This is a genomic window from Blautia sp. AF19-13LB (assembly GCF_003479105.1).
Taxonomy (GTDB): Bacteria; Bacillota; Clostridia; order Lachnospirales; family Lachnospiraceae; genus Fusicatenibacter; species Fusicatenibacter saccharivorans.
Map to the genome: position 1 here is coordinate 15,661 of NZ_QUGO01000019.1, position 12,882 is coordinate 28,542.

10 protein-coding genes are annotated in these 12,882 nt (G+C 47.4%); 8 read left to right on the top strand and 2 right to left on the bottom strand.

Translation table 11 applies throughout. The features are described from left to right. Nucleotides 1–2 precede the first annotated feature (2 nt). The 4 genes from DWX32_RS15920 to DWX32_RS15935 all read left to right on the top strand — a co-directional run bounded on the left by DWX32_RS15920 (nucleotide 3) and on the right by DWX32_RS15935 (nucleotide 4,708). Entirely contained in the window at nucleotides 3–671 is a 669-nt protein-coding gene (locus tag DWX32_RS15920) for an SGNH/GDSL hydrolase family protein (protein ID WP_117761871.1), read from the top strand. Nucleotides 672–890: 219 nt separating this feature from the next. After that, on the top strand, nucleotides 891–2,573 hold the full coding sequence (locus tag DWX32_RS15925; protein ID WP_055218946.1) for a phospho-sugar mutase: 1,683 nt from the start codon (nucleotides 891–893) through the stop codon (nucleotides 2,571–2,573). 123 nt (nucleotides 2,574–2,696) lie between these two features. Continuing rightward, the gene (locus tag DWX32_RS15930; RefSeq protein ID WP_118595764.1) at nucleotides 2,697–3,257 is read left to right on the top strand and encodes an RNA polymerase sigma factor; all 561 of its coding nucleotides are present in this window, start codon (nucleotides 2,697–2,699) and stop codon (nucleotides 3,255–3,257) included. Continuing rightward, complete coding sequence (locus DWX32_RS15935; RefSeq protein ID WP_118660545.1) at nucleotides 3,254–4,708, top strand: serpin family protein; 1,455 nt, start codon at nucleotides 3,254–3,256, stop codon at nucleotides 4,706–4,708. The genes DWX32_RS15930 and DWX32_RS15935 overlap by 4 nt, the downstream gene beginning before the upstream one ends. Nucleotides 4,709–4,770: 62 nt before the next feature. Here the strand turns inward: DWX32_RS15935 and DWX32_RS15940 are convergent, their stop codons facing one another. Continuing rightward, nucleotides 4,771–5,955: an MFS transporter gene (locus DWX32_RS15940; RefSeq protein WP_118660547.1), complete on the bottom strand. Its 1,185-nt coding sequence runs from the start codon at nucleotides 5,953–5,955 to the stop codon at nucleotides 4,771–4,773. 207 nt (nucleotides 5,956–6,162) lie between these two features. On the opposite strand from DWX32_RS15940, the gene DWX32_RS15945 reads away from it, so the two are divergent. After that, nucleotides 6,163–7,101: an AraC family transcriptional regulator gene (locus tag DWX32_RS15945; RefSeq protein WP_118660549.1), complete on the top strand. Its 939-nt coding sequence runs from the start codon at nucleotides 6,163–6,165 to the stop codon at nucleotides 7,099–7,101. 74 nt (nucleotides 7,102–7,175) lie between these two features. Here DWX32_RS15945 and DWX32_RS15950 read toward each other — a convergent pair whose 3' ends face one another. Beyond that, nucleotides 7,176–7,871, bottom strand: coding sequence for a hypothetical protein (locus tag DWX32_RS15950; RefSeq protein WP_118660551.1), 696 nt, complete (start codon nucleotides 7,869–7,871; stop codon nucleotides 7,176–7,178). Between the two features lie 202 nt (nucleotides 7,872–8,073). Here DWX32_RS15950 and DWX32_RS15955 point away from each other — a divergent pair, with 202 nt between their 5' ends. Genes DWX32_RS15955 through DWX32_RS15965 form a run of 3 tightly spaced genes read left to right on the top strand, consistent with a single transcriptional unit; the run spans nucleotide 8,074 to nucleotide 12,728 of the window. After that, nucleotides 8,074–8,571, top strand: coding sequence for a MarR family winged helix-turn-helix transcriptional regulator (locus DWX32_RS15955; protein ID WP_117510074.1), 498 nt, complete (start codon nucleotides 8,074–8,076; stop codon nucleotides 8,569–8,571). Continuing rightward, nucleotides 8,564–10,882 (top strand): ABC transporter ATP-binding protein, encoded by a 2,319-nt coding sequence (locus DWX32_RS15960; protein ID WP_118660553.1) that lies wholly within the window; start codon nucleotides 8,564–8,566, stop codon nucleotides 10,880–10,882. The genes DWX32_RS15955 and DWX32_RS15960 overlap by 8 nt, the downstream gene beginning before the upstream one ends. Next, a complete protein-coding gene (locus tag DWX32_RS15965; protein WP_118660555.1) occupies nucleotides 10,875–12,728 on the top strand; it encodes an ABC transporter ATP-binding protein in 1,854 nt (617 codons plus the stop codon). The genes DWX32_RS15960 and DWX32_RS15965 overlap by 8 nt, the downstream gene beginning before the upstream one ends. Nucleotides 12,729–12,882 lie beyond the last annotated feature (154 nt).

The following is a 12,882-nucleotide window of genomic DNA, read 5'->3' on the forward strand; positions in this document are numbered from 1 at the left end:
AAATGATTTTTGAACACATGGACCGGATTGTATTTGCAGGAGATTCCGTAACGGATATGGAGAGCGCACAGCCGGTGGGGGAAGGTTTATTTGAAAATGTTGGAAAGAGTTATGTCAGAATCGTCGAGAATATGCTTGCGGCATTTTACCCGGAGGTGTATCTGCGTGTGACAAACTCCGGTATTGGCGGAAACACAAGCCGCGATCTGCTGCAGAGATTTGACCGCGATGTGGTATCTCTGAAACCGGACTGGGTTTCCATCTGCATCGGTATCAACGATGTCTGGAGACAGTTCGACAGCCCGGCTATCCCGGACGAGCAGGTATCCCCGGAGGAGTACCGTTTCAACGTCGAAAAGATGATTCTTTCCGTAAAAGACAACGTAAAAGGTATTTTCCTTATGACCCCATACTACATGGAGCCAAATGGAGAGGACTGGATGAGAAAACGCATGGACACCTACGGGGCCATCTGCAGTGAGCTGGCTGAAAAATACGGCTGCCGCTTCATCGACCTGCAGGCCGTATTCAATGATTATTTCCAGTACCGCCATTCTTCCTACATCGCCTGGGACAGAATCCATCCGAACCAGATCGGTGCGACGGTAATCGCTCGGGCATTTCTGGAAAAATGTGGATTTGATTATCATCACAGACCGGGAGAGGAATAAAAAGGCTGATAAATCTGTTTTGCTCCTGTTCTGTCTGAAAACAGCCGATACAGTCGAAAAAAAGAGAAAAAGAACGGTAAAATTCTGCTTAAATGACCAAATTTAATTGCTGTTTTGGGCTGGCTATGGTATATTATGACTATAGTGTACTTATGCTTGCATTAGGATGGACATTACATAGCAGGACATAAAATAAAAGAGAACAGGAGAGATAAACACATGTATCTGGAAGAGTATAAGAGATGGCTGGCAGCTGATCTGGAAGACGCAGATCTGAACCCGGAGCTGGCACGGATTGAAGGAAACGATGAGGAGATCAAGGACCGTTTTGCTGTATCTCTGAAATTCGGAACCGCAGGACTTCGTGGTGTACTTGGCGCAGGAACAAACCGTATGAATATCTATGTAGTGCGTCAGGCAACACAGGGCCTTGCAAACTGGGTAAAAACACAGGGCGGAAACCAGACCGTAGCCATCAGCTATGACAGCCGTATCAAGAGCGATGTTTTCGCAAAAACAGCAGCAGGCGTTCTGGCTGCAAACGGAATCAAAGTCAGAATTTACGATGCACTGATGCCGGTACCGGCACTTTCCTTTGCAACCCGTTACTATAACTGCAATGCAGGTATCATGGTAACTGCATCCCACAACCCGGCAAAATATAACGGCTACAAAGCCTACGGCCCGGACGGATGCCAGATGACTGACGATGCTGCTGCAATCGTATACGCAGAGATTCAGAAAACCGATATCCTGACCGGCGTAAAATATATGCCGTTTGCACAGGGAGTAGAAGAGGGACTGATCCGTTTCGTCGGCGATGACTGCAAGAATGCACTGTACGAAGCCATCGAATCCCGTCAGGTTCGTCCAGGTCTTTGCAAGACCGCTGGACTGAAACTCGTTTACAGCCCGCTGAATGGATCTGGTCTTGTACCGGTTACCCGTGTATTAAAAGACATCGGAATTACCGATATCACCATCGTTCCGGAGCAGGAGTATCCGAACGGATACTTCACCACCTGCAGCTATCCGAATCCGGAAATCTTTGCAGCACTGGAAAAAGGCCTGGATCTTGCAAAAGAGACCGGCGCAGACCTGATGCTGGCAACCGACCCGGATGCAGACCGCGTTGGTATCGCCATGAAATGCCCGGATGGAAGCTATGAGCTGGTAACCGGAAACGAAGTCGGCGTTCTGCTTCTCGACTACATCTGCGCAGGCCGCATCGAGAAAGGCACCATGCCGGAGAAACCGGTTGCTGTAAAATCCATCGTATCCACACCGCTGGCAGATGCTGTTGCTGAGCATTATGGTGTTGAGCTTCGCAGCGTTCTGACCGGATTCAAATGGATCGGCGATCAGATTGCAAACCTGGAAGCAGACGGCGAAGTAGACCGCTTCATCTTCGGATTCGAGGAGAGCTATGGATACCTGGCTGGTCCGTACGTAAGAGATAAAGACGCAGTCATTGGTTCTATGCTGATCTGCGAGATGGCAGCTTATTACAGAAGCATCGGAAGCTCCCTGAAACAGAGACTGGAAGAGATCTATGCCGAGTATGGCCGTTACCTGAACAAAGTAGACAGCTTCGAGTTCCCGGGACTTAGCGGAATGGACAAGATGGCCGGTATTATGGATGGCCTTCGAAAAGAGCCGCTGACCGAGATCGCAGGTTCCGCTGTTGTCAAAGTAACCGATTACGAGAAACCGGAAGAAACAGGACTCCCATCCGCAAACGTTCTGATCTACAAACTGGCAAACGGTGAAACCGTCATCGTCCGCCCGTCCGGAACAGAGCCGAAAATCAAAGTATACTACACAACACTTGGTAAGGATCTGGCAGAGGCAGAAGCAGAGAAAGAAAAACTCGCAGAGGCTTTGAAACCGATTCTGGCATAAAGAAAATAAAAGAATGGAAGGGCGTGGCTTTGGTCACGCCCTTTTTTGAACCGAAATTTCTTTTGAAAAGTGTAAGATTTTCTGCAAAATGGCGTGATGATAGATGAAAGGGGGGATTTCCATATGGAGGATACTCATATTGTCCAAATGTACTGGGACAGGAACGAAACAGCGATCAGCGAGTCTGCGATGAAATATGGTACATACTGTACGTCCATTGCACAGAATATTCTGCAGAATCCGGCGGATGCAGAAGAATGTGTCAACGACACCTGGCTTCACGCGTGGAACGCTATGCCGCCGCACCGGCCGTCTCTGTTATCCACATTTCTTGGAAAAATAACGAGAAATCTTTCGTTTGATCTGTATCGAAAAATGCATCGCAAAAAACGCGGAGGAAGTCAGATGGATGCAGTATTGGACGAGCTGGAAGAATGTGTTTCGGGGAAAGATGATATTGAGCGGCAGTGGGAGATGAAAGAACTGATCGCGGAGATCAATCAGTTTCTGCAGAAGCTGCCGGAGGAGAAACGATGCATGTTTGTCCTGCGGTACTGGTATGTGGACAGTATCGGCGAAATCGCGGGGCGTCTGGGCAGAAGCGAAAACTATGTTTCAGTTACGCTGAACCGGATCCGCGGGAAACTGCATACACACTTGACGGAAAGGGGGTTCGAAGTATGAAGAAAGAAGAATTATTTGAAACGCTGGGAAATCTGGATCCTGGTATGGTGGAAAAAGCACGGAGTGATCGCCACCCGCGGAGAGGCGTATGGAAAAAATGGACGGCCGCCGCAGCCTGCGCGGTGATCATCGGCGGAGCTGTGCTGGGGGTTACGACATGGAGAAACGGTCGGGAGGGTTCTGTAGTCCGTTGTCCGTCAGGGGTGACGACGGTTCTGGCGGCTTATCCGGCATCTGTGGCTCGGACGATGGATGCGCAGAAATTCATGGAAAGCGATGCACACTGGGACTGGTGGGATTCGTACCGGGAGTTGACAGCAAAATCAGCAGAACTGCAGTCGGGAATAGATGCATATTATCAGAACCTGATGAAACAAATGCTGGTTTCAGAGGATGAAAATACCGTCTGCTCGCCGATCAATCTGTATATCGCGTTTGCGATGCTGGCGGAAACTTCGGATGGAAATACGCGGCAGCAGATTCTGGATATGCTTGGTGCGCAGGACATGGACACCTTACGGGAAAATGTTTCTTCACTCTGGGAAAGCAATTATGCAGACACGCCCGCGCTGAAAAGTGTGCTGGCAAATTCGCTGTGGCTGGATGGTGAGGAAACATACAATGACACAACGCTGCAGCGGCTGGCGGAACAGTATTATGCATCGACCTTCCGTGGGACTCCTGGATCGGAAGAGATGAATCAGGCTCTGCGGACCTGGACGGATGATAATACCGGAGGGCTTTTAAAAGAATACACCGAAAATATGGCGATCGCCCCGGAAACGGTATTTGAACTGGTATCAACCATCTATTATAAGGCGATGTGGCGGGAGAATTTCTGGGAAGTAAATACAGAGAAGGAAACCTTCCACGGAGCTGCGGGAGATACCACTGTGGACATGATGAAGAAAACGGAATGGATGGATGTCTACCAGGGCGAACATTTCCGTGCAGTCAGCCTTAGCCTTCAGGACAGCGGCTCCATGTATTTCCTGCTTCCGGATGAAAATACCGATGTCAATGAACTGGTATCGGATCCGGATCTGATGAAGGTTATACGGCGGGATGAAAGCAGTGATAACTGGTATTCCCCTATGGTGAACCTGTCTGTTCCTAAATTTAAAGTATCGGAAAAAACAGACCTGATCGAAACGGTGCGCGCACTAGGTGTAACGGATGCGCTGGATGCAGATCTGGCAGATTTCAGTCCATTAACAGGGGACAAAGAGAATTTATACCTGAGCAAAGCAGACCACGCCGCCATGCTTGAAATCGACGAAAACGGAGTAACCGGAGCAGCGTATACAGAACTTGGCGTTTCAGAAGCCGCAGCAGAAATACCGGACGACGAAATCGACTTTGTACTGGATCGTCCATTCCTGTTTCTTGTCACGGGGCAGGACGGATCGATTCTGTTTTCGGGAGTTGTGAGAAATATTGCAGAGACATGAAAAAAAGGAGTCGGACTGTCCGGCTCCTGTGTCTGAGACACGTTACAGTATCTCTTCGGTGCTTATTTTTGCTCTGCGTTCCTTTGTCGGAGCAGAAAAACAGACAAAATCAGTACAGCAGGGAAAATGCAGCCGGCCAGCATACCTGCCTTCAGATCGTCGCCGGTGTTTTGTGTGACAAATCCAATAACAAATGGGCCAATGGAACCACCCATATCTCCGGCCATGGCGAGAAGTGCGAACAGTGCAGTTCCGCCGAGTGGAATTTTAGAGGATGAAATACTGATGGTTCCCGGCCACATAATTCCTACAGAGAAACCACACACAACGCAGCCTATAAGATTTAAAAGAGGATATGGTGCGAGAGCTGCAGCCAGATAACAGATCAGGCAAAGTGTACCGGATGCGATCATAAATTTTGTTAAGTCAATTTTTTCCCCGTATTTACCATAGAAGGTTCTGCTGATGCCCATCATCACAGCAAACAGGCACGGTCCTGCAATGTCTCCAATGCTTTTTGAGAGACCTAATGCAGACTCGGCATAAGCGGAAGCCCATTGCGCCATCGAAATCTCGCTTGCTCCGGCGCAGACCATAAGAACAAGGGAAATCCAGAAAATGGGAAGACGGCACAGCTGACGAATGGTAAGTCCTTCTTCGCTTCCGGTGAGTGATTCAATCGGGCAGGAAAGGAAATTAAACGTATTGTACAGTGGAAGTACAGCCCAGATACATGCGAGGATCGGCCAGCGTTCCATACCAAAAACTGCCAGAAAAGCAGTGGAGAGTAAGATGACACCTACAGACCCCCAGCAGTAAAAGGAGTGAAGCAGACTCATAACGCTGTCCTTATTGTCAAACGGACAAGCCTCTACGATTGGGCTGACAAGAACCTCAATCAGTCCGCTTCCGGCGGCATAGATCATGGCACTGAGCAAAATTCCTGTATAGGCATTTGGCAGAATATTGGGCAGAAAGGCAAGTCCAATCAGGCCGCAGGCGGAAAGAATCTCAGAAGCAACGACACACCTGCGATAACCGATTTTATCGACATATCTGGCACAGAACAAATCGACAAGAAGTTGTGTGAAAAAGAATATTGTCGAGATAAACGCAATTTTTCCAAGAGAAATATGGTAAGTTCTGTGAAAGGTAAGAAATAGTAAAGGTGCAAAATTTGCAGAAATTGCCTGCGTGATAAATCCAAGATAACAGGCAATTAAGGTTTTGTGGTAGTTCTTTTTCATGATGATATACTCCGTTTTTTAAAATGGCAGAACTGCTGCGGCCGTAGTGTTCGTTTCGTTGCCGTTCACCGTGTTCCATGGAGCGACAACGATTCTTTTTGTATAATAACGTAAAATGGTGTCGCTTTCACTGGAATATATCGTCTGTTTATTGTATAATATCGCAAAATAGAGAGGGTCGTGCCTGAAAAACGGAGGCGGGGAAAGATGGAGTTTAATACATTTTATAACAAGATCCAAACGGATGAAACCATGATGGAAACGATACAGCATGGAAACAGTGAATATCCGTTTCAATTGTATTACGACGATCTTGCGTTGTTTGATTTTCATTGTGTAGAATGGCACTGGCATGTGGAGTTTGAGTTTGTTTTTGTACAGGAGGGAACAGCAACCTTCTGGGTTGGCGAAAAGCAGTTTTCACTGGGACAGGGAACGGGCATTTTTATTAACTCAAAGATTTTGCATCGCTATTTTTCTGAAGGCCATGCGATTGTGCCAAATTTCGTTCTGAAACCGACATTTCTTGCTCCGGCAGACAGCCTGATTTACAAAAAATACATTGCACCGATACAGGCGTGTAAGGTGGACTGCATTGTCTTTTGCAGGGAAATAAAATGGCAGGCAGAAGCACTGGAGCTCATGCAGAAAATTCTCAAAGCGCAGGAATCAGACAAAGACCGGGAACTGGTTACTTTATTTCTGACGCAGGAATTGTGGCACTTGCTTTATTTGCACATGGATTCGGAAGTGCTGCAGAAAAAAAGAGAAAATACGGCATCCTCACAGGGAAGAACACAGCTGATGATGCAATATATTCATCAAAATTTCCGACAAGATCTTACATTGGAGGATATCGCCGGGCAGGCTATGGTGAGCAAAAGTACGGCATTGAATCTGTTCCGAAGATATCTTCACGATACGCCGGTGCATTATCTGGTGAAGTATCGTCTGCAGGAGGCTGCAAAGCTTCTGGCCACGACGGAGAAAAAGATAACTGTAATTTCCGGCGAGACGGGATTTGAAAATATGGATTATTTTTGCAAAACATTTAAGAAATATTATGGGAGGACACCGACGGAATATCGAAGAAAAAAACAAATGGATACGGATGACAGAGAAGGGATCGTTCAAGAGGTAGTGTAAGAGAAAACGGAAAAATTACATTCTGAAAAAGGAGCGGAATCCGGTGTGGGTTCTGCTCCTTTTTAAATGGAAAATTATGGAATATACTTATTCGGCACAGCCAAAAACTCTTCTACATATTGCTCCAGTGCCGCAAGCAGCTCTTCAAGCGGAAAGACCTTCAGATCCTGCGCGGCTTCCGGCGGGACGGAGAGGAAGTGATGGAGGAGGTCAAGTACCTGTTGGACGTTCTCATACGGAATTTCTGTGATTCCAGGGTTCGTGACGTTAGGATTGAGATCGAGCGGGATGCAATAGCGGTTGACAAGATATGTATTCATTCGTGTATAGTCCCCGTAATAATACTCCTCCGTGAGATATCTGGAAAAAGGAATGGATGTCCGCGATTTTTTGATATAAACCGTTGCAATCTCATCTCTCATATCTGTAATTTCCCCATCCGCATTATAAAATTCCACAATCTGAGGAATGAAATCCTTAAAAAATTTCCGGTCAATATAAAGATGAAAATAATATCCCAGTGCGCTCGAATCTGCCAGAAGTGAACGGTATTTCGCTGTAAACCGTGTAAGATCCGGGAATACCATCATTTTTTCGCGGTAAAGCGGATCGCGGAAATGGGAGGATTCTTTCTGCTGCGTCGCATCCGGCAGAAGATTTCCGATTAGAAAATCATTTACCGATGAAATCAGATATGGAAAATCCGGGTGGGACGGGAGGTACTTTAACAGCATTTGGGCTGCGGTGAGATGTAAAATAAAACCTGGCATGGGAATGAAGATGTCCTTTCGTATTTGCTTCTAAATCTAAACAAAATGGCAGCGTTTGTCAAATTCTATTTGAGTGGCCTGATTTCTAAAAAAAACATAAACACCGGCAGATTTCTTGACATGGAAATTTGCCGGTGTTATTATTTAACACACGTAAATAAATAACACTGTTAAGTATTTACACAAAAAGGAGGGGGAAACCGTGAAAGATGCATTTGAAAAACTGTTTCGTGCGATGCACCAGTTTAAAAAACTGAACGTATCAGACCTGATTCCGGGACTCAGCAGTTCCGAGTTTTCCGTCATGGGTGCGATTTTGCAGATGGGAGAAAACGGAAAAATTACAAGCTCAGAGCTGGCAGCGAAGACCAAAACGCTTCCGCCGGCTGTGTCGCGGACACTGCGCGGACTGGAGGAAAAAGGATATGTAGAGCGGACCGTTGACAAAAAAGACCGCAGAAATACGTATATCAGTCTGACAGAGCAGGGCTGGAAAAAGGGGGAAGAGGTACGGGACAGAATGCATGATTTTGGCTGCTCTGTGATGTCACAGTTAAAGGAAGAGGATGTAGATCAGCTGGTTGCTTATCTAGATCGTATCTATGAGATTGCAGAAAAAGAAATTGAAACCCGAAAACGACAGAATTCGTGTGCCGGCAAGCTGGTACACCGGAAAGAAGAAAGGGGAAAAAATGAGTAAGATTTTCAAGAATATGCTCCCGTACTGGAAATCGATTCTTGTGATTCTTATGCTGTTGTTTGTCCAGGCGTGGTGCGACCTGTCGCTTCCGTCGTACACATCTGATATCATTGACGTGGGCATTCAGAACAGCGGTGTTGAGCACGTTACGCCCAAAAGGATCACAGAGGAAGAATTTCAGACAGCAAAGTTTATCATGACGGATGATGAGGCAGACTTGTGGGAGAGTCTTTATACGAAAAAGGACGGCTATTATGAGCGGAACAAAGCTTCCGAAAAAGAGCTCGATGCAGCGGATGACACGCTGACCGTTGCACTCCTTATGAATTACCAGATGGGTGCGATGGAGGAAACCACCTTCAAACAGCTCATGGCGCAGCAGACCGGTCAGGATGCTTCCGCGTTTGAAAACATGACGATAGAGCAGATCGGCGAGATGATGCATGTGGAGCTGAAGAGCTTCCGGCAGGAAAAGGAAGATGAGGATGGAAACAAGGCAGAAGTGACCTGTGTAGATGTCCGTCCGATTTTTGCATCCATGCTCGAGAGTGGACAAATGGAGAAAGATGACGTGCTTTCGATGCGCGATGGCATGGAAAAAACGCTCGATACGATGGGAAGCTCACTGGTAAAATCGATGGGAATTGCCTATGCAGTTTCCGCAGATAAAGCGGCGGGACTTGATATCGACCGGATTCAGAAGTCGTATCTTCTGACGGCGGGTCTTAAGATGGTCGGCATGGCACTTCTGATGGGTGTGGTAACGGTTTTTGTCGGACTGTTTGCATCCCGTGTTGCTGCCGGAATCGGTCGTGATCTGAGAGATCAGGTATTCAAAAAGGTTGTCGGGTTTTCCAATGCGGAAATGGATCAATTTTCCACTGCATCTCTGATTACGAGAAGTACAAATGATATCCAGCAGATCCAGATGGTATCGGTGCTGCTGCTGCGCATGATTGCGTATGCGCCGATTCTTGGTATTGGCGGTGTGGTCAAGGTGGTAAAAACAGGGGCCGGCATGGGCTGGATTATTGTACTGGCAATTATTGTGATTATCAGCTATGTCATGCTGCTTGTATCTATTACAATGCCGAAATTCAAAAAGATGCAGAAGCTGGTCGATAACATCAACCTGGTTTCCCGTGAGATCCTGACCGGACTTTCCGTTATCCGTGCATTCGGAAGAGAGGATAAAGAAGAAGAACGCTTTGATACGGCAAACCGGGAGCTGACCGATACGACACTGTTTACCAACCGTGTCATGACCTTTATGATGCCCGGCATGATGATGATTATGAATGTACTGACCGTAGGAATTGTCTGGTTTGGTGCACACAGAATCGATGAGGGTACGATGCAGGTCGGCGCAATGACAGCGTTCATTACGTATGCCATGATGATTGTTATGTCCTTCCTGATGCTGACGATGATGTCTATCATGCTGCCGCGTGCTGCGGTTGCTGCAGGTCGTATCGATGAGGTTATCCGGACAGAGCTTTCGATTCAGGATGCTAAAACGCCGGAAAAATTAGACGTACACAATGGTGTTGTTCGCTTTTGCCATGTCAATTTCCGGTATCCGGGAGCGGAAGAGGATGTATTGCATGATATTGATTTCGTGGCGGAGCCGGGAAAGACAACGGCAATTATCGGCAGTACCGGCTGCGGAAAATCAACGCTGGTAAACCTGATTCCACGTCTTTACGATGTGACGGGCGGACAGATTACCCTGGACGGAAAAGATATCCGAAACATTACCATGAAGGAGCTGCGCGACGAGATTGGCTTTGTGCCGCAGAAAGGCGTGCTGTTCTCGGGAACGATCGCATCGAATCTGCGCTTCGGAAAAGAAAATGCAACCGATGCCGAGATCGAAAAAGCAGCAGCGATTGCGCAGGCAACAGAGTTTATTGAAGCAAAAGATGATAAATATGAGACCGCGATTTCCCAGGGCGGAACAAATGTGTCCGGCGGACAGAAACAGCGTCTGGCGATTGCGCGTGCGATTGCAAAGGATCCGAAAATCTTTATTTTCGATGACAGCTTTTCTGCACTTGACCTGAAAACGGATGCGGCACTTCGAAAAGCACTGGCGGAGAATGTCAAAGACAGCACCGTGATCATCGTGGCACAGAGAATCAGTACAATTCTCCATGCGGAGCAGATTCTGGTGCTCGATGACGGAAAGATTGTCGGAAAAGGAACACATGAAGAATTGCTGAAGAACTGTAAGGTTTATCAGGAGATTGCAAAATCCCAGCTTTCGGCGAAGGAGCTTGGAATAGAAAGTGAGGTGGCTGGCCATGAGTGACAGGAGAAATCAGCAGCCGCGCAAAAGAGGACCGATGGGAGGCATGGGCCGCGGCATGCAGCCGGGCGAGAAGCCGAAAAATCTGAAAAAATCGATCAAACAGCTTGCACAGTACATCGGAAAATATAAAATTGCGATTTTTGTCGTTATGCTCTGTGCCGCATGCTCGACCGTGTTCAACGTTGCGGGACCAAAAATCCTCGGAAAAGCAACAACGGCATTGTCCGAGGGACTGATGGAAAAAATCAGAGGGACAGGCAGCATTGACTTTACGAAAATCGGAAAAATTCTGCTGTTTACCCTTGGCCTGTATCTGATGAGCGCCCTGTTCAGCTTCATCCAGGGCTGGATCATGACCGGCGTTACCCAGAAAGTATGCTATCGGCTCCGAAAGGAAATTTCGGAGAAAATCAACCGCATGCCGATGAAATATTTTGAGAGCCGCACCTATGGCGAAGTGCTCTCACGTATTACTAACGATGTCGACACGCTGGGTCAGGGACTGAATCAGAGCATTACCACAATCATCACATCCGTGGCAACGCTGGTCGGTGTTCTGATCATGATGCTGAGTATTTCCCCACTGATGACACTGATCGCACTTGTGATCCTGCCAATTTCTATGGGACTGATCGGACTGGTGACGAAGAAATCCCAGAAATTCTTCCGTGACCAGCAGGAATATCTGGGTCATATCAATGGACAGGTTGAGGAGGTTTACGGCGGCCATCTTGTAATTAAGGCATTTAACCGTGAAAAGGATACCATTGAGGAGTTCGAGAAAACCAACAGCATTCTCTATGATTCCGCATGGAAATCGCAGTTTTTATCCGGTATGATGCAGCCGATTATGATGTTTGTCGGGAATTTGGGCTACGCCTGTGTGGCACTGACCGGAGGTCTGCTGGCGATCCGAAACGTGGTTACAATCGGTGATATCCAGGCATTCATCCAGTATGTAAAAAACTTTACCCAGCCAATCCAGCAGATTGCGCAGGTGATCAACATGGTACAGTCGATGTCGGCGGCATCCGAGCGTGTCTTTGAATTCCTGAACGAAGAGGAAGAGGACCAGACCACAGAAAATCCGGCTGATATCGGGACGGTAACAGGAGCGGTAACCTTTGATCATGTGCAGTTCGGATACAATCCGGATCAGATCATCATTCATGATTTCTGTGCGAAGGTAAAACCGGGTCAGAAAATTGCCATTGTCGGCCCGACCGGAGCAGGAAAAACAACGATGGTTAAGTTGCTGATGCGTTATTATGATGTAAACAGCGGAGCCATTCTTCTGGATGACCACAATATCAGGGATTTCAACCGCAGAGAGCTTCGCGATGCTTTTGGTATGGTGCTGCAGGATACGTGGCTGTTCAAAGGCAGTATCATGGAAAATATCCGCTACGGCCGGCCAGATGCCACGGATGAGGAAGTTATTGCAGCGGCGAAGGCTGCGCGGGCACACCATTTCATTCAGACCCTGCCGGGCGGCTACCAGATGGAGCTGAATGAGGATGCAAGTAATGTATCCCAGGGACAGAAACAGCTTCTGACGATCGCAAGAGCAATTCTTGCAGACAATAAGATCCTGATTCTCGATGAGGCGACCTCATCCGTTGACACCAGAACAGAGATCGAGATCCAGAAAGCAATGGATAACCTGATGAAGGGCAGAACAAGCTTTGTCATTGCCCATCGGCTGTCTACGATTCGCGATGCGGATCTGATTCTTGTCATGAAGGACGGAGATATCATCGAGCAGGGCAACCATGAAGAGCTGCTCGCGAAGAATGGGTTCTATGCAAACCTTTACAATTCGCAGTTCGAGGATGTCGTGGCGTAACACAGAAAAAAGAATCCATACATTTCAGCACCTGCATCAGTCAAAATGATTCGGGTGCTGTTTTACGTTGCGGCTTATCCCAAATACTGCGGGTTATCCCAGATTGCTTGAGGTAAAAGAAAAAATTTGGTATGCTGTTGAGAAGTAGAATCTT